This is a genomic window from Streptomyces tubercidicus, assembly GCF_027497495.1.
Lineage (GTDB): Bacteria > Actinomycetota > Actinomycetes > Streptomycetales > Streptomycetaceae > Streptomyces > Streptomyces tubercidicus.
This window is the reverse complement of record NZ_CP114205.1, coordinates 7,851,609-7,871,359: the sequence shown is the minus strand read 5'-3', so window position 1 is coordinate 7,871,359 and position 19,751 is coordinate 7,851,609. Positions and strand designations below refer to the sequence as shown.

Here is a 19,751-nt window from a genome sequence, read left to right as displayed (position 1 = left end):
CCCCTCGCCCCCCGGGCGCTGCCCGGTGTCGGAGTCAGAGTCGATTCAAGCACTTGTAGCACACAAAGGACACCGGATTCGATCAGGTTCGAACGTGCCGCCCGGTGGGGAGGGGCAGCGGCCCGACGGAGGTGAGGTCAGTCACCCCAGTGTTGGGTGTAGCCCTCGCGCAGTGGTCCACCGAGCAGCTCAAGCAGTTTCTCGGCCGCGGCTGCCAGTGGGGCGGGGTCGCCGTTTTCGGCCACGGTTTTATGGCCGTTCAGCAGGGCTCTGCCTCGTTCCGGGTCTGCGCTGAGCAGTCTTCGGGGCAGCCATTTGCCGATGCCCGTCCAGGCGTTGTGGTGTGCGGTGAGCAGGTGCGCGGCCTCGCGGAGCGTGGAGTCGGCGAGGGAGAGCTGTTCGTATCTGTCGGCCGGCGGAGTGTCGATCAGGTCGTCCATGAAGCAGGTGAGGACGTAGCGGCTTCGTTCCCGCTCGGTGGGGGTGAGGGGTGGCGGGCCGGATGCGAGCACCGCTCTGGCCTGTGTGCGTGCACGGGACACATGGCCGTGCGGATCCATCAGGGGCAGACCCTGGTCATAGATGAAGAGAACGGTGCCCCGGCGGCGGGCCCTGTCCCATGCGAAGAACCCCGGCAGGTCCGCAAGGGTGTGCAGGAACAGTTCGGCCAGGCGGCCGTCGTGGCGGATCACCTCCCGACGGCTGGTGTCCGAGTCCGGAAGCAGGATCGCCACGTCCAGATCGCTGGTCGGAGTTGCGCGTCCTTGAGCGGCTGAACCGCCCAGGATCGCGCCCAGGGCGTGCGGGTAGTGGCTGGTAATCAGGCTCAGAGCTTGGGCTGTCGGGGCTGCTGGATCATCCATGGGCGTTGATGGTGCCAGCTTCAGCTGTGGGTTCGCGACGGATTGGGACCGGTCCTGTCCTGACCGGTCGGGACCGATCGGCCCCAGCCCGCGCCGGGGCCGGTTCAGCGGTCTGTTCTCGGTTCGCTCAGCGCAGTTCCAGGCCGTCAGCGCAGCTCCAGGCCGTCAGCGCAGTTCCAGGCCGTCAGCGCAGTTCCAGGCCGAGTTCCTTCTCCAGCACGGTGGCCTGTTCCGGTGTGGCGAAGACGTAGTAGTTGTCGTAACCGCCGTCCCTGAGGTGTACGAAATCGACCAGGTGGAACCGGCGTGCATCGTCGCCGGGGTCGGGGTCGACGTGGCCGATGAACTCCATGATCGCGAGCTGGTCGAGGTAATCACTCGAATAGTGCTCGGTCTCGTGGGTGATCAGAACGCCGTTGCGGGTGAATTCCAGGGTTTCGCCGAACTCGCCGCCGTACAACCGGACATCGGTGATGGTCACCACCCCCTCGGTGAGTGCCGCGGCCTCCTCCAACAGTCCCGTATAGCTCTCCTCCAGATCGTCGACATCGTCCGCGTGAGCCGAGATCGCCACGCCGAACGATTCGAGTGCACCGGGCACTTCGTGTGGTGACAACTCGGCGTGCGCGAATGCGTACCCCGTGAGGACGGTGTCGACCTTCTCCCGGGACACCATGCCCATTCGCGTCAGCAGCGCCCCCACGTGCGCATACGAGGATGCCCGGAACCAGAACAGCTCGTCCTGCAGCCTGAGTTGTCCCGCATTCCGCTCCCCGCCCGCCGCCTCCTCTTCGAGGAGCAGCGCACGCAGGCACTCCACCAGAATCGCCGCGCCCCCGACCCGCTTGTCCGGCTGATCCACGAACGGCACCTCGGTCCACGGGTGCTCCCGCGACCCCGGGGCTCCGGGTTCGGCGGCAGGGGCGTACGGGATGTACTGCCACACCGCCCCCTTGTTACGCCGGATGACCTCGCCCAGATACCAGCAGGCCCCCTGCACGAACGACTCGTCGCGCGCGGCGTCGAATTCCTCCACCGTCGCGAACCGCCGCTTCACGACGGCTTCCAGCCAGTCCAGGGTGCCGGGGTGGAAATTCCACCGCCACGCTCCGTCGAAGGCGTCCTGGGCCCAGGCCGGGTGCGCCTCCCTCCGCTCGGCCAGCCACGCCGACAGCACCGGCTCCTCCGGCTGCACCGCCCTGGGGTCCACATGCGGCCGGTGGTCCTTGACCGGCTGCCACCCCGGTATCTCCTCCTGCCGGACCGCCACGGCCGTTCGCAACCTCACCAGCTCCTCGGCGAACGCCGTCCCCGTGCGGACCCGACGGGCGTACGAGATCAGCAACATCGGTGCCACGGGCGAGAGTTCCAGCTCAGGGTCCGGACAGACAACGGGCTGCCCCGGAAGGCCGTTGACCGGGCGAGCGTGCCAGCCCCACTCGCCACCCGCGACACCTAGCAGGACTTCACCGAGGTAGGCCGTCGCACTCTCCACCAACTCCGCCTGCTTCGCGCTCCCCTGGACGTAATCGTCGCCCTCCAGGAGTCGAGCCTCCAGCGCTTCGAGCGACCCGGGGCCGTAGTCGAACGGAAATTCCTCGGGAAGGTGCACCCTCTCCAGGAGCAGCAGCTGATACGGCAGCTCGTCGATCCACTTCTCCAGCAGATGCGGCGGGGAATTCTCCGGCTGCGTCTCGGCAATCATGCGGACACTGTAGGGGCGGGCACTGACAGCGGACGCGACGTTCGCTCTGGGGCCACAAGGGGGCAGGATTCACTGGCGCTTCGCGGCACACCGAGACCCGCCGACCGGTTCAGCAACTCACCCAATACCAATACCTGGAAGGCAGTTGCGCGATGGAATACGCCACGCAGGACTCATGGGACGCCCATTACGGAGAAGGCCGTTCGTTCCGGCCGCTCGACGACACCGAACACGCCCTGCTTCGTGAAATGGTTCCCGCCCCGCCCGGCGGCGGCCATGCCCTGGACGTGGGCTGCGGCCTGGGCGGACTCGCCCGCCACCTCGCGGCCACCGGCTACACCGTGGATGCCGTCGACTACGCCGCCTCGGCCCTGAGCACCGCCGCGCAGACACCACCGACATCGGGCACAGTGCGGTACGTGCAGTGCGATATCGAGCGCGATTCGCTTGACGGCCTGAACTCCTCGTACGACCTCATCACACTCCGCCTGAGCTACGCCTTCATCGGCGACCGTACCCGTGTCCTCCGCCGACTCCTCGAACGGCTGAGCCCCGGTGGCGCGGTCGTGGTCATCACCCCGGTCGCGGCGGCAGTGCCTGACGACCGCCGGGGTATCGCGCTCGACGAGGAGGAGATCACCCTGCTGTCCGCCGGATGGCAGACGGTCGAACGACGTGACGCCGGAGGGCTGGCGTTCCTCATGCTGCGGGACCCCGTATCGGAGCCCGTGGCGTACAAAGGCAAGGGGCGTCCGTCCCCGCATGCGTTGACCGGTGCGGGCGTCGTGGTGACGAATGAAGCGGGTCATGTGCTGCTGGGCAGGTCACTGCGCGGGACGTGGGAGCTGCCCGGCGGCAAGAACGACGGCGGAGAGTCGTTTGTCGAGGCCGCCGTGCGCGAGTTGGACGAGGAGACCGGGCTGAGGGCCGAGGCGGCCGAGGCGCGGCTGTTGGCGATTCTGATGGACGCCGTACACGGCATGCCGCGCGTGACCGCCGCCGTGCGCGTCGTCGGCTTCTGCGGCACACCGGCCGTGCGGGAGCCGGACCTCATCCGCCGCTGGGAGTGGCACGATGTCGCCGACCTCCCGACTCTTGCCGCCGAGCTGTTCACGCCCAGCGCCCATGTCCTGGATGCCGTCTGGCCCGGCCTCCTGCCCGGCCTGCCGCCCGTCCACCGGTACCCCGTCGCCTGACGAACGCGGCCGTAAGCCCGAATCCGCGAGTCGTCCGGCAACTGCGCCTGGCCGGTGGGGCGATGCGTCACGCGCGGGCGCGTGCCATGAGCGTGCGGTCGGTGAGCACGATGATCAGCCCCAGGATGCTGACGGTGACCATGATCAGGGCGATCATGTGGAGGCGGTGGTCGTTGACCTGAGTGTGGAACACGACGGAAATCAGCGCGGAAGAGGCGATGGAGCCGAGGAAGCCGAACGTCCGGAAGAGCCCCGCAGCGGTGCCGATCTCACCGGCTCCGACCTGGGTGTACAGGGTCGTCTGATTGGCGCTGATGGTGGTGCCCAGGGTGATTCCGAAGAGCAGGGTGATGGCCACGATCCAGACGATCGGGGTGCGCTCGGTCAGTGCGAGCACCCCGGTCGAAGCGGCCAGACAGGACACCGCCGCAACGATGAGCGGCATCCGGACCAGGTTCCGTTGCGAGATCGGACGGGCGAGCAGGGCGGAGAGCGCGCTCATGGGGAGCAGGAGCAGGCCGGCCTGCTCGGAGGACATGCTCCGACCGGCCTGAAGCCACTGGGTGAGGCCGTACAGGACGGTGTAGACGCACAGCCCCGCCACGGCGAAGCGCAGGTAGGTGCGGGTGAGCGCCGTATTCGTGGCCAGCAGGCGGACGTCGAAGAACGGACTGCGCGCCCGTAGCTCCCACCACACGAGCCCCGCGCCGAGGACGACAGCCAGGGCGAGTACGGACCAGTTGGCGTGCGGAAGTCCCGTCAAGTACACCAACAGTGCGGCGATGGCCCCGCCGAAGCCCGCGATGCCCACCACGTCGAGGCGCGCCGCGAGCTCGCGAAGTGTTCTCGCTCGCCGGACCCGCGTGTCGGCAGGGATCCAGACGAAGGCCATGGCGAGGGCCAGGAGCGCGAAGGGGAGGTTGATGAAGAAGGTGGTCCGCCACCCCCAGGCGTCGACCAGTACGCCGCCGATCGGGAGGCCAAGGGCAGAGGTAGCCGCACCGGCGATCATCAGGCCCCCGAGGACGCCGCCGGGCGGCGCGTCCAGCCCGGCGGTCTCGGCCCGGCGGCGGATGAGCAGCATCGCGGAGGGATAGACGGCGGAGCTGCCCACCCCGATGAGCACCCGGGCCACGACCAAGGTGGTCAGATTCTGCCCCGCCCCGCCCACGAGGCCGCCCGCCAGGACGACCAGGGTGCCGGCCAGGAACACCCGGCGCGGCCCGAACTCCTCCGCCAGCTTCCCGCCCACCGGCTGGGCGATGGCGCAGGCCAGGTACAGCGCCGATACCAGCACCGCGGTCCGCCCCACCGGGACGTGGACGGCGGCCGCGATCGGCACCAGGGCGGTCGCGATGAGCGAGGTATTGATCGCGTTGATCGCCGCCCCCGTGAACAGCGGCGTCACGAACCGCCACGAGAACGCGTTGGCGGAATGGGAGACGTCGGGTGCCACCTGCTCCCGCGTCACAGGTTCTCGCCCAGCCGCTCGATCAGCGGCGCTGCGGCCATCAGGGTCTCCAGCTCGGCGCGGGTGAACCCGCCGGCGGCGAGTGCCTCCGCCAGCTGCTCGGCCCGGTCGCCGCGCCTCTTCCGCAGCGCCCTCTGCCCGGCCTCGGTCACCGACAGGACCACCCGCCGACGGTCAGCGGGATCGGGGCGGCGCTCCACCAGGTCGCGCCGTACGAGCCCGGCGAGCGTCATCCCCATCGCCTGCGGGGTGATCTGCTCGGCCCTGGCCAGCTCGCTCGTCGTGGCCAACTCGGCCCGTTCCAGGCGCGACAGGACCGAGACCTCGGGCAGGGTGAGCTCGCCCTGGACCGGCTGACGAAGCCGCCGCACGAACAGCCCGAGGCTCGCCTGCAGCGCCGAACCCACCGCGCTGGGGTCCAGATCATCAACCTTGATAGGAAAGCCAGCTTTCATAGTTGAGACCCTACGCGGTTGCGACGCTGCTCGAACAGTGCGACCGCTCTCCGCTCATGCACGGCATGAACTGCACTGCGGATACGGGAAGTTGGTCACGGCCGCCGACTATCGCGCAGCGGGCCCAGGCCGCCGCAGTCGGTGAGTCCGCTTCGGTGCACGGTCGCAGGAAGGTCCGAAGGTCCCGTGCACCTCAGCGTCATCCAGTTCTGGGCGAAGGGAGGGGTGGGATCAGTCGCTGTCCGCTCCGTTGGCGAAACGGCGTGCCTCGCGCCGGCCCGCGTAGCGCTCCTTGCGGTTGTCGGCCTTCACCATCTGCTGCCGTTCCTTGTTGCAGGCGCGCACATTGCACCCCGCACAGCAGGTGTGGCCGAACAGCAGCGTGTGGGGGCTTTCCCAGCGGCAGCGGGTGTCCGTGTCCTCCTGCGTCGGATGCGGCGGCAGGTCACAGGCGCCGTAGCGGTGATCGTGAAGCGGTCGGGGGTTGTGCTCCGCGTGGCGCACCCACAGCGGTTTCGTCTTGTCCGTACGGGACATCGCGTTCCTTCCGGAACCGCCGCCCGGGGTCCCGGACTTTCCGGGCGGGCGGCTAGGTTCGGAATGTCACGGCGACCACTCCTTCCTTTCTCCGCAGCGCCTGCCGGGCGGAATCCGGCGGCCCATCGGGTGGTGGGTGTCCCGTGGGAACAGCGGGTGCCCCGTGGGAACCCACGGAGCCACCACGCTCTCAAGGGTTCGGCGCGGTCGGCACTTTAGGGCACGGTCCACGAAAGCGGAAACCCTTTTTCCGCCCGGCCGCGGCGGGGGCTCCCTAAGGGCTGTCCCGTAATGACCTCCGGTGTGATGGTGGCCAGCGCGGCTCCTCCTCTCCAGCCGGCGTGAGGTTGTGCCGGCACCGCAGCTCACCAGCCAGTGCGCACAGCGGCCTGCGCCAGCGGGCCCCGGTCTCGGTACGGCCGGATCTCCCCCGGCCAGGCGTGATGCCGTTGAGTAACCCAGAACCAACGCGGCGAAGATAAAAATATACACCGTGTAGACTTTCTGGGCGGGGAGCAGTCCTGCTCCCCGCGAGACCTTCCTGGAGGAGCAATGCAGAGGCAGAACTGGCTCATCACCGGCGTCAGCACGGGCCTGGGACGTGCCTTCGCCCAGGCCGCCCTGACTGCCGGTCACACCGTTGTCGGCACGGTCCGCTCCGAGGAGGACCTGCAAGCCTTCGAGGGGCTTGAGCCCGGTTACGCTCGCGGCCGCATCCTGGACGTGACGGACGACCACGCCGTCTCGGATGTGATCACGGAGGTGGAGCGAGGCGTCGGCCCCTTGGATGTCGTCATCGCCAACGCCGGCTACGGCCTGGAGGGCACCTTCGAGGAAACCCCGCTGGCCGAGGTCCGGCGGCAATTCGAGATCAACGTATTCGGGGCAGTGGCCACCCTGCAGGCAGCACTGCCCCACATGCGCCGACGCCGCCGCGGACACCTGATGGCCGTCACCTCCATGGGCGGGCTCATGGCCGTGCCCGGCATGTCCGCCTACTGCGGCAGCAAGTTCGCCCTGGAAGGCATCCTCGAAGCACTGGGCAAGGAGGTCGCACAGTTCGGGATCCACGTGACGGCGATCGAGCCCGGCTCCTTCCGCACCGACTGGGCCGGACGGTCCATGACACGCGCCGCGCGGACCATCGACGACTACGACGAGCTGTTCGATCCCATCCGTGAAGCGCGGCAGAAGGCAAGCGGGAACCAGCTCGGCAACCCGGCCAAGGCCGGAGAAGCCGTCGTGCGCATCGCCTCGGTCGACCAGCCGCCGGCCCACCTCGTCCTGGGCTCGGACGCGCTGCGGCTGGTCACCACTGCACGCACTTCCGTGGACGAGGACATCCGCGCATGGGAGACGCTCTCCCGCACGACCGACTTCGACGAAGGTGCTCAGCTCTGATGCCCAGCCACCAGCCCGCGCGGAGCCGACGCAGCACCGAACGCAAGGGCGATCTGCGGGAGCGGGCCATCCTGGACACCTGCGAAGCCCTGCTCGCGCACAAGGGCTACAACGCCATGACCGTCGGCGACATCGCCCAGGGCGCCGGCATCACACGCGGCGCCCTGTACTTCTACTTCGGCTCCAAGCAAGAAGTAGTGGTGGCACTCGTGGCGCGTACCGTCGAGCATCTGTGGGAGCGGTCCCGGACCACCGCGCAGACCGACGAGCCCCGCCAGGCCATCGCAGAAGCCATGCAGCGCACGGTAGAACTGTGGAACGAGCACGGCCTGGTCATGCGCACGGCGATCGACCTGTCGTTGACCGTGCCGGAGATCGGCGAGCTGTGGAGCCATACAGCGGACTTGTTCATCACGGCCATCGCCGCCGTCCTGGAACGGGCCGGCATCCAGGCCGGCACCGAACCAGAACAAGCCTCAGCGATGGCACGCGCCCTGTGCTGGATGATCGAGCGGACCTTCTACCACGCCTCACAAGAGTCCCGCGAGACGCTGCAAGGGGCATCCGCGACCTGCGAACACATCTGGCTGACCAGTGCCGGTCTGACCACCTGACGGACGTGGCGTGACGGTCAGGCCCGAAACCGAACCCCGTGGCTTCCAGCCCTACCGTCCATTGTGCTTCCCCGACGCCCCCGTGACGGCAGCACGACCCAAACCAGTGCCGGGCACACCAAGGGCGCCCGCAAGTCGCCCACTTCGGCTCCGTAAAGTGTGGGTCATGTCGGCGGAATCCCCCCTTATACAGAGCATGCGCAAGGCCGTTGCGGCGGCGCCCGATGACGTGCCACTGCGGCTTCACCTCGCCGAGTTGCTGCTGTCCGCGGGGCACGGTGACGCCGCGGTGGGGGAGGTCTCCGTGGCCTTGCAGCACGCGCCCGGTGACGCCCAGGCACGCGAGTTGATGGTCCGGGCCCTGGCAGGTACGCCGACAAACATCTCCGACGAAGCGGCGCTTCCCTCGCCGCCGCAGCCCCCGGTGCCCGGCCGGCCTCCGAACTCTGTGGCCGGACCGCCGCAGGACCCCGCGGCCGGACAGGCCCCGGCGTCCGCCCCCGCCTCGGGCCCGGGTTTCAACTGGAAGGCCGCCGAGGACCAGGTCGGTGATGTCGTGCCACCCCGTTTCGTGGAAGCGCCGCTGACCGTCGACGGCAGCGGCGACCCTGAGGGCGTTGCCGCCTGGGATGTGGAGCGGCCCGGGGCCGTCCGCCTCGCCGATGTGGGCGGCATGCAAGAGGTCAAGGAGCGGCTGGAGGCGGCCTTTCTGGCGCCGTTGCGCAATCCGGAGCTGCGCCGTCTGTACGGCAAGAGTCTTCGCGGCGGTCTCCTGCTGTACGGGCCGCCGGGCTGTGGCAAGACCTTCATCGCCCGCGCGGTCGCCGGTGAGCTCGGGGCGAACTTCCTGTCCGTGTCGGTCAACGACGTACTCGACATGTGGATGGGCAACTCCGAGCGCAATATGCACGAACTCTTCCAGACGGCCCGCCGCCAGGCCCCGTGCGTGGTCTTCCTGGACGAACTGGACGCGCTCGGCGGAAAGCGCAGCCGCACCCAGAGCGCGGGGATGCGCAACACCGTCAACCAGTTGCTGACCGAGCTGGACGGCGTCGAGGCGGAGGCGAACGAGGGCGTGTTCGTGCTCGCCGCGACCAATGTGCCCTGGGACGTGGACATCGCGCTGCGCCGCCCCGGCCGGCTGGACCGGACCTTGCTGGTGCTGCCACCCGACGGGCCGGCCCGGGAGGCGATTCTCCGCTACCACCTGCGGGAGCGGCCCATCGAGAACGTCGACCTCGGCAAGCTCGTCAAGGCCACCGACGGCCTGTCCGGCGCCGACCTGGCCCATGTGTGCGAGGCCGCGGCCGAGCAGGCGCTGCTGGATTCGGCCCGGACCGGGACCGTACGCCTGATCGGGATGAAGGACCTGCTGGCCGCGGCGGGGCAGATCGGTCCCTCGACGGAGCCGTGGTTCGCGTCCGCACGCAACGTGGCGATGTACGCGAACGACGGCGGGATGTACGACGACCTGGTGGCCTACCTGAAGAAGAAGCGGAAGCTGTGACCGAACTGAACTCGGCCGTCGAGCAGGCCCAGGCCCTCTTCGAATTTGAACGCTACGAGCAGGCCAGGGCTGTGCTGGCGCAGCACCTCGCCGAAAACCCCGACGACCGGCGTGCCTGGATCGAGATCGGCCACTGCCACCTGAAAACGGAGCAGCCCGAACAAGCCCTTCACGCGGCTGACGAGGCACTCAAGCTGGCTCCCGAGGACTTCTTCGCACTCATCCTGCGCGCCAAGGCACTGACCCGCATACCCGACAGGGCATGGCGCGCGGCCGAGCCCGTACTGCGCGAAGCGGTCCGGGCCGACCCGCACCACTGGTACGGCTATACGATGCTCGCGGACGCCGTTTGCCGCATGTCGTTGGTCCGTTACGTCCAGGCGAACGGCTCCAGATTCCCCCCGCCCCACGAGCGCGCCGATGTCCTCCGCGAGGCGGCCGACCTGGCAGCGGAGGCGCTGCGGCTGGGCCCCGAGGAGATCTACGCCCACGAAATCGCCCACCAGGTCGCCACCTTCTCGCTCAACACCACCCTCGCCGACCAGCTCGACCACGCCATCCTCCGGCTCGACCCCACCCACACAGAGGCCCTGGCTCGGCAGACCACGAAGGCCGCCCAGGCCCCGGGCGTCAAGGCCGCGCGGGCCGCCGACCTTTACGCCACCGGGCTTGCCGCCGCACCGGACTCCGCCGAGATGCAGCGTGGCCTCGACCAAGCCACGTACCGCATGCTGCGCGGGGTGCGGTGGCTGGCCCTGCTCTGTGTCGCCTTCGCCGGGTCGGGGATGGACCTGTTCGCCGTCGCGGGCAAGGTGCAGCGGGATTTGCCGCTGCCACTCGGCCAGCGCCTCTGGTACCTCGTGGTGGCAACCGCCATCTGGATCGTCGGCGCCCTGCTGCGCTACCGGCGCCGGCGCGCCGGCGTCCAGCTCAATGTGCGGTCACTTATACGCCGCCGCCGGTGGCCCCGCATAGTGCTGGCCCAGGCGGCCTGGGCCATGCTGTGCGCACTGCTGATCGCCCAAATACCCTGGGAGGAAAGGACGTTGCCGCAGATTCTGTTCTGGGCAGGGCTCGCGCCGACGTTTGCGACGATCTGGTTCGACCGGAAGAAGACCCGGTGAGGAACGGCCCGAGCCCGAAGGGAGAGGAAGGTTCCTGGCCGCTGGCTCCTATGCCAGATGGCCAGGAGGCGCCGAGTAGTTCGTCACTCCCCCTGGCCACCACCACCGTAGTCCGACGGGACTCACCCACCTCATAGGCTGGCCCTATGGCTATGGGTCTTGCGGTTCTGTTTGTGATGATTGGCGCCGGCGTGCTGTTCGACATCGGCGGATTCATACGGCGCAGATGTGAGCAGGTGCAGAGCAAGGCGGCTGACCGGCGCCGCGAAATGCAGTGGAGCCATGGGCGCCTTGAGACTCCGTACGTTCCGACACTGAACGCACGGCCCGGGTTCATCCGTGCCCTTGGGCTTCCCATCCTGGTGGTGGGAGCGCTACTCCTGCTCCTGCATCTCGACTAGTGGGTGTACCTGCCCGAGAAGTACGGCATTTGGGCGGGGCGTCACCAACCTGTCCGGACAACACGCCTAACGCCCGAGAGCCCTGCGGAGCTCTTCCTTGTTCATGTGGGAGCGGCCGTCGATGTTCTTCCGCTGGGCCTCCGCGTACAGCTGGTCCTTCGTGGGGCCTTGAGGACCGCTGTGGGAGCGTTCGCCGCCGCGCTGGGGGGCGGATTTGGGGTCGCGGGTGGAGGCCTTGCCGGCGGACCTCGCCTCCCCGGCGCGGGCGCGTTCCTTGTTCACCGTGCGTGCGGCGATTTCCTTGGCGCGCTTCTCCGATACACCGTGCTCCAGCGCGTTCGCCTTGATGTGCTCGTACTGCCGCTCACGCTTCTTGTCCGAACCTGCCGGCATGATGCCGCTCCTTGATCAAGTGAGGCGTCTTGCGTGTGCCGAATGTCGGCCACCCCACAGCCGAGGGGCATCCACCGGCTGTGGTCCGTGCATCTACCACTCCACTCCGAAAGGGAGCGATCCGCGACATGAGAGAGCCGACCGCGCAGCCGGATGGTGGAGGTGGTGCGGCAGAGGGGGCCTGGCATCCGTGAGCGGGGCCAGCGGCGTCCACCCGAGCAGGGCGGGGCGCTGACGGGGCGGGCGCTGGGCGGGCGGGTGTGGCGGACGGACCGTAGCGTGAAGGGGCGGAGCCGGCGGCACGGAGAAGGACAGGGAGACGGCGGCGATGTCAGGGATGGATTACGCGGCACTGTTCGTCGCCACGCCGAGCCCCTACCTGGTGCTGGGGCCGGACCTGGTGATCGTGGAAGTCAACCGGGCCTACCTGGACGCGACCCAGCGAACCAGACAGGACCTGATCGGACGGCATATCTTCGACGCCTTCCCGGACAACCCCGCCGATCCCGAGGCCGATGGCGTACGGAATCTGGATGCCTCGCTGCACCGGGTCCTGACCTCGCGTGAGCCCGACACCATGGCTCTGCAGAAGTACGACATCCCTGTCATGGGCCGGCCCGGGGCGTTCGAGGAGCGCTGGTGGTCCCCGGTCAATACGCCGATTCTCGGGCAGGACGGGACGGTGGCATGGATCATTCACCGGGTCGAGGATGTGACCGCGTTCATCCAGGCCCGTGCGGGGAGCAACCGTCCGCCGACCGGGCAGCTGACCGAGCGCGAAGCTCTGGAGGCCGAGCTGTACGCCAGGGCGCGTGAGCTGCAGCGGCTGAACGAGGAGCTGCGCCAGGCCCACACCCGTGAGCGCCAGGTGGCCGTCACCCTCCAGGAGGCCATGCTCCAGTCACCGGATCTGGCACGGCACCGGGAAGTCGCGGTGCGTTATCTGCCCGCCGCCGGATCGCTGAATGTGTGCGGCGACTGGTACGACATGGTCGACCTGCCCGATGGCCGCTTCGCGCTGGCGGTCGGCGACGTCGTCGGCCACGGTCTGGAGGCGGCCGCGGCCATGGGCATGCTGCGCAGCGCCCTGAGCGCCGCGATCCGTGCCCTGGAGCGGCCCGCCCAGGCGCTGGAGGTGCTGGGGCTGTACGCCCGATCGGTGGAGGGCGCGCTGAACACCACCGCCGTCAAGGCGCTGGTGGATCCCCGCAGCCGCCTGATCATCTACAGCAACGCGGGCCATCCGCCGCCGATCCTGGTGCACACGGATGGCAGCTACGACCTGCTGGACCAGGCCACCGACCCGCCCTTGGGCGCGCGTCCCCAGCATGTGCCGCGCCCCCAGGCCGGTACGGCCTACCTCCCCGGGGACACCCTCGTGCTGTACACCGATGGGCTGATCGAACGTCGCGATGAGGACATCGACGCCGGGCTCTCCCGGCTGACCGAGGCCCTCGTCAGCTTCCGGGCCCTGAGCCCGGAACGCCTGGCCGACGCCCTGCTCGCCCACCTCGGCGTCACCGGCGGCGCCCGCGACGACATCGCCTTGATCATCACTCGGTTGTGACGGCGGCTGATTCCGCCGCTTTCATCGCTTTCGCCGCGTCCTGCACGACGAATCCGCAGGTGGGAAGGCCAGTCAGCGGTCGGCGATGTCCTCACGGAGACCGTCGGAGAACTCCCACCACGACAGCGGGAGCCAGTCGCCGTTCACAAAGGCATCGACCGTCGCACCGCGACCACGGACGGTAACCGTGGTGCCGGGCGGGTACGTGGTGCCGGACAGGCCGGGTACCGGGACGAGCAAGGTCCCGAGTCGCTGTGCTGCCACGTGTCGCCCTCCTCTTTCGCTGCTCGGTGCGACATTGCGATACCAGAAAGTGGATATTCCCTCATAGATTAGCGGCTTGCCCCGCCCAGCAGACCGGAGAATCATGAGTGATAGCTCACGCCAATGGGGCGGGAATCCATGCGCACTCTTCGCTGAGCGGGAGGTGGCAGCAAATGAAAGCCGTCGTCTACAAAGGACCGTTCTCGGTAGCTGTCGAGAATGTTGACAAGCCCGGAATCCAGCACCCCAACGAGGCGATCGTCAGGGTCACCTCCACCGCGATCTGCGGCTCGGACCTGCATATGTACGAAGGCCGTACGGCAGCCGAGCCGGGCATCGTCTTCGGGCACGAGAACATGGGAATCATCGAGGAGCTCGGCCAGGGCGTCACCTCCCTCAAGGAGGGCGACCGGGTGGTCATGCCCTTCAATGTCGCCTGCGGATTCTGCGACAATTGCGTCGAGGGATTCACGGGATTCTGTCAGACCGTCAATCCGGGATTTGCGGGCGGCGCTTACGGTTATGTCGCCATGGGCCCCTGGGCGGGCGGCCAGGCCGAATATCTGCGCGTCCCCTACGCCGACTTCAACTGCCTGAAGCTGCCACCGGGAAATGAGCACGAGAGCGACTTCATCCTGCTCGCCGACATCTTCCCCACCGGGTACCACGGCTGCGAACTCGCCCAGGTACGCCCCGGGGAGAACGTCGCGGTATACGGCGGCGGACCGGTCGGGCTGATGGCCGCCTACTCGGCGCTGCTGCGCGGCGCGAGCAAGGTCTTCGTCGTGGACCGGGTGCCCGAGCGGCTGGCGAAGGCCGAGGAGATCGGCGCGGTTCCGGTCAACTTCGCCGAGGGCAATCCGGTGGAGCAGATCAAGGACCAGACGGAGGGCGTCGGCACGGACAAGGGCGTGGACGCCGTCGGCTACCAGGCGATGGCGCACGGCGCGGCGCGCGAGGAACCGGCGACCGTGCTGAACTCGCTCGTCGAAACGGTCCGCGCCACCGGTGCCCTGGGCGTACCCGGCCTGTACGTACCGGCGGATCCGGGCGGCCCGGATGAACAGGCCAAGCGGGGCATGCTCCTGGTGTCGATCGGCAAGCTCTTCGAGAAGGGGCTGCGGATAGGTACGGGGCAGTGCAATGTGAAGCGCTACAACCGGTTCCTGCGCGACATGATCATCGAGGGCCGCGCGAAACCGAGCTTCGTCGTCTCACACGACCTGCCCCTGGACCAGGCCCCCTCGGCTTACGACAAGTTCGACAAGCGCATCGAGGGGTACACGAAGGTGGTTCTGCATCCGTAGGCTTCGCGAGACAGTCCGGCTGGCGGAGGTGCCGGCCTGGATGCCGTGCCAGTGACCTGCCGTTCGTCGAGACCGGCTTCCCCTATGGTCCTTTTCGCGGCAGATGCCGCGCCGGCCCGACGAACGGCTCCCCCGCTCGGTGATACTGATCGCCGGGCTACGTCTCGTCCTCCAGGCGAATCACTCTCCTGAGTTCCTCCGCCGCCTCTCCCTCCTGTCCTTCGCGGGTCTCCAGCAGGGCGGCTGCCAAGGCGTCGAGCTTCCGCTGGATCGCATGTTCCGCGCGAAGTTCGGAATTCTTCAGCAAGGCGAGGAGGAGCAGGGTCACCGCTGTCATGAGGTCCCCCGCCAGCAGTTGCCATCCCAGCGGCAGATGCGCGAAATGAACGGCCAGGAACAGTGCGATCAGCGCGAGGCAGAGCACAAAGAAGGCGGGAGAGCTGGTGAAATGCGAGGATTTCGCGGCCAGTTCGGCAAACCGCCCCCGCCGGTCTCCGCCCCGCTCTGCGGGGTGACGAAGGGTCATGGCACCTGAATAGCACCTGGATAGTCAATGGGACGGCAACGGCATGCAGCGCCATGCCGAAGGCGTCATCATTTTTCACTTGAACAGCGACGAGTCGCCAGCCACACCGAGAGGCCACCCGGCCGTCGTCCTAGCCCTCCCGTCGACCCCGCCGCTGACCGCCCTCCCCCACCCCGCACCGGCGTCGAGGAGCGAGGAGGACATAGCAAACGGCGCATGACCGCCATCGCCGAGTCGCGCTAATTCCTGCGGCGACGCCTTTGCCCATAGGGGCCGTGGCGGTCATGCGCCCGCCACTCCTCCTCATGGATGTCGCGGTCCTCGCTGTCCACCCTGTCCCCGGGAGCCGGTATGGGCTCGCCGTTGTTGACCTTGGCCAGCATCGAGGCGAGGGGGTCGAGGTGCTCGTCGCTGAAACGCTTGGTGCCCCCGTCGGGCAGCGGCCCCGGGGAGGGCGGCTTGAGCGCGATCTGCTTCACCTTGGGTCGCTTCGGCTCAGGCTCGGCGTCATCCGCCTCCGCGCCATTCTGATACGACCGTGACGTACTGCTCATGAGCAAGCCCCCCGACTCACTGAAATCCTCGCACAGTTGCACAGATCATTCCCTGGAAGGGGTACGAGGAAACAAATCGCCCACGCCGTCCACTAGCCACCTCACGGGATGGCAGGGCTGAGGAATACCTTGATCGGCTGGCGCGCTGCGGGGTGTGGGAATCACTGCCCATGAAACTCAGCCCTCGGAGCCTGCTGCCATGGATGAACTGCCTTGCCACGACCACGCCCGCGCCCGCGCCCACGGTCTCCCCGATGCCGGCCCTCTTCGTGGACGGACTGTCGTCCTGATCGGAGGTGGGTCCGGTATCGGCTTACGTGTCGCTCACCAAGCGGTCGCGGCGGGCGCCCACGTCGTCCTCGGTGGGCGTACCCCTGCCCGTCTCGTCGCGGCCGCGGCGGAACTGGGCGGCCATGCGCGCTGGCGGGCCGTGGACACCACGGACCGTTCCTCGCTCGCCTCGTTCTTCGCGGAGCTCGACCGCGTCGACCACCTCTTCACCTCCGCCGCCTCCTACCGGGTCGGCCCCATGCGGGAGTTGAGCGATGAGGATGCCGAAAGTCCCTTTGTTTCCAAGTTCTGGGGGCAGTACCACGCGGTCAGGTCGGCCGCGTCCAAGCTGGCGGAGGACGGCTCCGTCGTCCTGATGGCCGGTGCCGCGGGCGCCCGTCCGCCGGCCGCCGCGCCCGCCTATGCGGCCTGCAACGCAGCGATCGAGGGGCTGGGCCGGGGCCTGGCCGTGGAGCTGGCACCGGTTCGGGTCAATGTCGTCTCGCCCGGTACCGTCGACGGCAATCTCTGGGCGCACCGCCCGCAGGAGGACCGGGAGGCGGCGTTCGCCCAGTACCGAAGGGACACCGTCCTCGGTCGGCTCGGTACGGAGGATGAGATCGCCCAGGCCGTGTTGTTCCTCTTCACCAATGGCTTCACGACCGGTTCGACCCTGTATCCGGACGGTGGCTACACCCTGCGTTGACGTTCTGGTGGCTACCCCCGGCGATGACGTTGTGATCGAGCTGATCGGCGCGGGTGGCCGCGGCGGGGTGGCCGGGGGCGGGGAGGGGGGACCGGAGCTGAGGCGTCGCCTCCCCCGGCCCCAACTCCCGTACGTACCAAGGAACTCGGCCGCAGGGCGGCCCCAGCTCACCTCCCGAGCTCACCCCCGGTCGGCGGCTCACCGTCGGCCGACAGCACCGCCCCCGCCACCAGCGTGCGCAGCGCGGCGAGTGCCTGCTTCGGGTCGACGCGTTCGGGGGCCAGCAGCCACTGCTGGTGGATGCCGATGCCGGCGCCGATGAGGGTGACGGACAGCGTTTCGGCGGACAGGCCGGGCGGCAGGGGGAGTCGCTCCAGCCAGCGTCGGCAATGGTCGCGCAGGGTGTTGTGGATCTCGACGTAGCGGCCGTGGATGGGTGAGCCCGGTTCCAGTGCCTCCACCAGGAGCGTGACGAAGAGCTTGGTGGTGGGCTGGGCGAACAGGGCGTCGGCGCCCCCCAGCAGGCGGTCGAACCCCGCCGCCGCCTCCTCCGGCTCCACCCGCTCCCCCGGCTCTTCGACGAGTCCGGCGCGGATCAGGTCCACCGAGCGTTCGAGGACGGCCAGCAGGAGGCCCTCCTTGCTGCCGAAGTGCCAGGGGATCGATCCCCTGCTGATGCCGGACCGCTCGGCCACGTCGGCGAATGTGGTCTGTCGATAGCCCTTCGCCGCGAACAGCTCTGCCGCTGCCCTGAGGATCAGCTCGCTGCTTTCGTGACTGGTCTGCTCTCGTCGCGTTGTCACGACACCTCCTCTGTGCTAGCAATAATATTCTATGCTGACCAACATAGGAAGATGAGATGGGGAGGTTGTTTTGCGCTTCGTCACCTACGCCGCCACGAATGACGGCGACCGGGCCGGTGCCGATCGGGTCGGTCCCGATCAGGTCGGTCCCGATCGGGTCGGTGTCATCAACGGCGATCTGATCCATGCGTTACCGGACGGCACTTCGCTGATCGAACTGCTCGGCTCCACGCTGCGGCAGGCGGGCCGGCGCGCGCTCGCCGAGCCCGCTGATGTCGTCGCGCCGGCCGACGTCACGCTCAAAGCCCCGCTCCCCAGGCCCCCGTCGATCCGGGACTGCCTGTGCTTCCTTGACCACATCCGCGCTTGCCGCAAGGCCGTCGGCGATACGGGACCGCTGGAGCGGACCTGGTACCAGATCCCCGCCTTCTACTTCGCCAACACCGCCAGCGTCATCGGCCCCCATGACGAGGTGCCCATCTCCCCCGGCAGCGCCTGGTTCGACTTCGAGCTGGAGATCGCCGCCGTGATCGGCACCGCGGGCCAGGATCTGACGCCCCAGCAGGCCGAAGGTCATATCGCCGGCTACACCCTCTTCTGCGACTGGAGCGCCCGCGACCTGCAGGGCCTGGAGGGCCAGCTCAAGATCGGCCAGGCGAAGGGCAAGGATGGTGCGTCCACGCTCGGGCAGTGGCTGGTCACACCGGACGAGCTGCCCTTCGACCTGGACGGCAGGCTCGCGCTCCAGGTGCGGGCCGAGGTCAATGGCGAGCTGGTCGGGACCGGCCGTACCGAGTCCATGGACTGGACGTTCGGCGAAGTCATCTCCTACGCCTCCCGGGGAGTCGAGCTCCGACCGGGAGATGTCTTCGGCTCGGGCACCGTTCCCGGCTGCTGTCTGCTGGAACACCTCGACTTCGGCGATCTCGCGGCGTTCCGCGGCTGGCTCAAGGACGGCGATGTGGTGTCGCTGCGCGCCGACGGGCTGGGCGAGGTACGGCAGACCGTACGGGCCAGTGCCCCTCCCCATCCGCTCGCCGCCCGGCCCGACCCCACCGCGCAGCCCCGTCGGCCGCGGGTCAACCCGGCCGCCTCCGCCATGCCGTACACCAAGGGGCTGCATCAGGTCGGCGACGGCGTCTGGGCGTGGCTGCTGCCCGATGGCGGGTACGGCTGGAGCAATGCGGGGCTGATCGCGGGCGACGGTGCCTCGCTGCTGGTCGATACGCTGTACGACCTGCCGCTCACCGCCGAAATGCTGTCGGGCATGCGGCCGGTCACGGACCGGCATCCGCTGCGCCAGGCCGTGCTCACCCACGCCAACGGCGACCACACCCACGGCGGCCAGCTGCTGCCCGGCTCGGTGCGCGTCATCGCCGCCGAGGGGACGGCGCACGAGATGCACACCGAGATGGTGCCCGAACTGACCGCGGCCCTACAGGTCATGGACCTCGGACCGACGCTCACGCCGTATCTGCGGGACCGCTTCGGGCAGTTCGACTTCGGCGGCATCCGTCTGCGCGCTCCCGACCGGACCTTCGACCGGCGGCTTGCCCTCGACGTGGGCGGTCGCGAGGTGCAGTTGCTCAATCTCGGGCCCGCCCACACCGAGGCGGACACGGTGGTGCACATCCCCGATGCGGGAGTGCTGTTCGCGGGCGACCTGTTGTTCATCGGGTGCACACCGATCGTATGGAGTGGCCCCCTCGCCAACTGGATCGCCGCCTGCGACGCGATGATCAGCCTCGGCGCGACGACGGTGGTGCCAGGCCATGGCCCGGTGACGGACGCCAACGGGATCCGCGCCGTGCGGGACTACTTCGGCCATATCGTCGAACAGGCCGACGCCGCCTACGCCAAGGGCCTTGACTTCCAGGAGGCGGCGTTCGGGATCGATCTGGCCGAGTACGCCGGCTGGCTGGACACCGAACGAGTCGTGGTCAACGTCTATCGGCGCTATCGCGAGATCCACCCTGACCAGCCCGTACTCGACAGGTTCGCCCTGTTCGGCCTGATGGCCGAATGGGACAGGCGTCGGCAGTCAGCGGCCGTCGGGCCCCGGTGACACGTACTCCTCTGTACTCAAC

Annotated in this window: 20 protein-coding genes; 10 read left to right on the top strand and 10 right to left on the bottom strand. The window is 68.6% G+C overall.

Features of this window, described 5'->3' with window-relative positions; all coding sequences use genetic code 11:
- Positions 1 to 137: 137 nt before the first annotated feature.
- Together STRTU_RS33980 and STRTU_RS33975 are read right to left on the bottom strand one after the other, a co-directional pair.
- Positions 138 to 863 (bottom strand): nucleotidyltransferase domain-containing protein, encoded by a 726-nt coding sequence (locus STRTU_RS33980; protein ID WP_159749023.1) that lies wholly within the window; start codon positions 861 to 863, stop codon positions 138 to 140.
- 184 nt (positions 864 to 1,047) lie between these two features.
- Complete coding sequence (locus STRTU_RS33975) at positions 1,048 to 2,568, bottom strand: hypothetical protein (RefSeq protein WP_159749021.1); 1,521 nt, start codon at positions 2,566 to 2,568, stop codon at positions 1,048 to 1,050.
- Positions 2,569 to 2,720: 152 nt separating this feature from the next.
- Between STRTU_RS33975 and STRTU_RS33970 the strand changes: the two genes are divergently transcribed.
- Complete coding sequence (locus STRTU_RS33970) at positions 2,721 to 3,764, top strand: bifunctional class I SAM-dependent methyltransferase/NUDIX hydrolase (RefSeq protein WP_159749019.1); 1,044 nt, start codon at positions 2,721 to 2,723, stop codon at positions 3,762 to 3,764.
- Between the two features lie 67 nt (positions 3,765 to 3,831).
- Here the strand turns inward: STRTU_RS33970 and STRTU_RS33965 are convergent, their stop codons facing one another.
- The 3 genes from STRTU_RS33965 to STRTU_RS33955 all read right to left on the bottom strand — a co-directional run bounded on the left by STRTU_RS33965 (position 3,832) and on the right by STRTU_RS33955 (position 6,227).
- Positions 3,832 to 5,220 carry an MFS transporter gene (locus STRTU_RS33965; protein ID WP_174879014.1) on the bottom strand — a complete coding sequence of 463 codons (1,389 nt, stop codon included), beginning with the start codon at positions 5,218 to 5,220 and terminating at the stop codon, positions 3,832 to 3,834.
- An 11-nt stretch (positions 5,221 to 5,231) separates the two neighbouring features.
- The gene (locus STRTU_RS33960) at positions 5,232 to 5,690 is read right to left on the bottom strand and encodes a MarR family winged helix-turn-helix transcriptional regulator (protein WP_159749017.1); all 459 of its coding nucleotides are present in this window, start codon (positions 5,688 to 5,690) and stop codon (positions 5,232 to 5,234) included.
- A 231-nt stretch (positions 5,691 to 5,921) separates the two neighbouring features.
- Complete coding sequence (locus STRTU_RS33955) at positions 5,922 to 6,227, bottom strand: hypothetical protein (RefSeq protein WP_159749015.1); 306 nt, start codon at positions 6,225 to 6,227, stop codon at positions 5,922 to 5,924.
- 552 nt (positions 6,228 to 6,779) lie between these two features.
- Here STRTU_RS33955 and STRTU_RS33950 point away from each other — a divergent pair.
- The 5 genes from STRTU_RS33950 to STRTU_RS33930 all read left to right on the top strand — a co-directional run bounded on the left by STRTU_RS33950 (position 6,780) and on the right by STRTU_RS33930 (position 11,274).
- Positions 6,780 to 7,628, top strand: a complete 849-nt coding sequence (locus tag STRTU_RS33950; RefSeq protein ID WP_159749013.1) for an oxidoreductase — start codon at positions 6,780 to 6,782, stop codon at positions 7,626 to 7,628.
- A complete protein-coding gene (locus tag STRTU_RS33945) occupies positions 7,628 to 8,242 on the top strand; it encodes a TetR/AcrR family transcriptional regulator (RefSeq protein ID WP_159749011.1) in 615 nt (204 codons plus the stop codon). Before STRTU_RS33950 ends, STRTU_RS33945 begins: the two co-directional genes overlap by 1 nt.
- A gap of 166 nt (positions 8,243 to 8,408) precedes the next feature.
- Positions 8,409 to 9,749, top strand: coding sequence for an ATP-binding protein (locus tag STRTU_RS33940; protein WP_159749009.1), 1,341 nt, complete (start codon positions 8,409 to 8,411; stop codon positions 9,747 to 9,749).
- The gene (locus STRTU_RS33935; protein WP_159749007.1) at positions 9,746 to 10,873 is read left to right on the top strand and encodes a tetratricopeptide repeat protein; all 1,128 of its coding nucleotides are present in this window, start codon (positions 9,746 to 9,748) and stop codon (positions 10,871 to 10,873) included. Before STRTU_RS33940 ends, STRTU_RS33935 begins: the two co-directional genes overlap by 4 nt.
- A gap of 146 nt (positions 10,874 to 11,019) precedes the next feature.
- Positions 11,020 to 11,274 (top strand): hypothetical protein, encoded by a 255-nt coding sequence (locus tag STRTU_RS33930; protein WP_159749005.1) that lies wholly within the window; start codon positions 11,020 to 11,022, stop codon positions 11,272 to 11,274.
- Positions 11,275 to 11,340: 66 nt separating this feature from the next.
- On the opposite strand, the gene STRTU_RS33925 is transcribed toward STRTU_RS33930, so the two are convergent.
- Positions 11,341 to 11,667: a plasmid stabilization protein gene (locus tag STRTU_RS33925; protein WP_159749003.1), complete on the bottom strand. Its 327-nt coding sequence runs from the start codon at positions 11,665 to 11,667 to the stop codon at positions 11,341 to 11,343.
- 328 nt (positions 11,668 to 11,995) lie between these two features.
- Between STRTU_RS33925 and STRTU_RS33920 the strand changes: the two genes are divergently transcribed.
- Positions 11,996 to 13,234 carry a PP2C family protein-serine/threonine phosphatase gene (locus tag STRTU_RS33920; RefSeq protein WP_159749001.1) on the top strand — a complete coding sequence of 413 codons (1,239 nt, stop codon included), beginning with the start codon at positions 11,996 to 11,998 and terminating at the stop codon, positions 13,232 to 13,234.
- Between the two features lie 72 nt (positions 13,235 to 13,306).
- Here STRTU_RS33920 and STRTU_RS33915 read toward each other — a convergent pair whose 3' ends face one another.
- Positions 13,307 to 13,498 carry a hypothetical protein gene (locus STRTU_RS33915; RefSeq protein ID WP_030931808.1) on the bottom strand — a complete coding sequence of 64 codons (192 nt, stop codon included), beginning with the start codon at positions 13,496 to 13,498 and terminating at the stop codon, positions 13,307 to 13,309.
- A 173-nt stretch (positions 13,499 to 13,671) separates the two neighbouring features.
- Here STRTU_RS33915 and STRTU_RS33910 point away from each other — a divergent pair, with 173 nt between their 5' ends.
- Positions 13,672 to 14,805: a glutathione-independent formaldehyde dehydrogenase gene (locus tag STRTU_RS33910; protein WP_159748999.1), complete on the top strand. Its 1,134-nt coding sequence runs from the start codon at positions 13,672 to 13,674 to the stop codon at positions 14,803 to 14,805.
- Between the two features lie 157 nt (positions 14,806 to 14,962).
- On the opposite strand, the gene STRTU_RS33905 is transcribed toward STRTU_RS33910, so the two are convergent.
- Positions 14,963 to 15,331, bottom strand: coding sequence for a low affinity iron permease family protein (locus STRTU_RS33905; protein ID WP_159748997.1), 369 nt, complete (start codon positions 15,329 to 15,331; stop codon positions 14,963 to 14,965).
- A 239-nt stretch (positions 15,332 to 15,570) separates the two neighbouring features.
- A complete protein-coding gene (locus STRTU_RS33900; RefSeq protein WP_159748995.1) occupies positions 15,571 to 15,885 on the bottom strand; it encodes a hypothetical protein in 315 nt (104 codons plus the stop codon).
- Positions 15,886 to 16,084: 199 nt separating this feature from the next.
- Here STRTU_RS33900 and STRTU_RS33895 point away from each other — a divergent pair, with 199 nt between their 5' ends.
- Positions 16,085 to 16,861: an SDR family oxidoreductase gene (locus STRTU_RS33895; RefSeq protein ID WP_159748993.1), complete on the top strand. Its 777-nt coding sequence runs from the start codon at positions 16,085 to 16,087 to the stop codon at positions 16,859 to 16,861.
- A 167-nt stretch (positions 16,862 to 17,028) separates the two neighbouring features.
- Here STRTU_RS33895 and STRTU_RS33890 read toward each other — a convergent pair whose 3' ends face one another.
- A complete protein-coding gene (locus STRTU_RS33890; RefSeq protein WP_159748991.1) occupies positions 17,029 to 17,664 on the bottom strand; it encodes a TetR/AcrR family transcriptional regulator in 636 nt (211 codons plus the stop codon).
- Positions 17,665 to 17,734: 70 nt separating this feature from the next.
- On the opposite strand from STRTU_RS33890, the gene STRTU_RS33885 reads away from it, so the two are divergent.
- Positions 17,735 to 19,729 carry a fumarylacetoacetate hydrolase family protein gene (locus STRTU_RS33885; protein WP_159748989.1) on the top strand — a complete coding sequence of 665 codons (1,995 nt, stop codon included), beginning with the start codon at positions 17,735 to 17,737 and terminating at the stop codon, positions 19,727 to 19,729.
- Positions 19,730 to 19,751 lie beyond the last annotated feature (22 nt).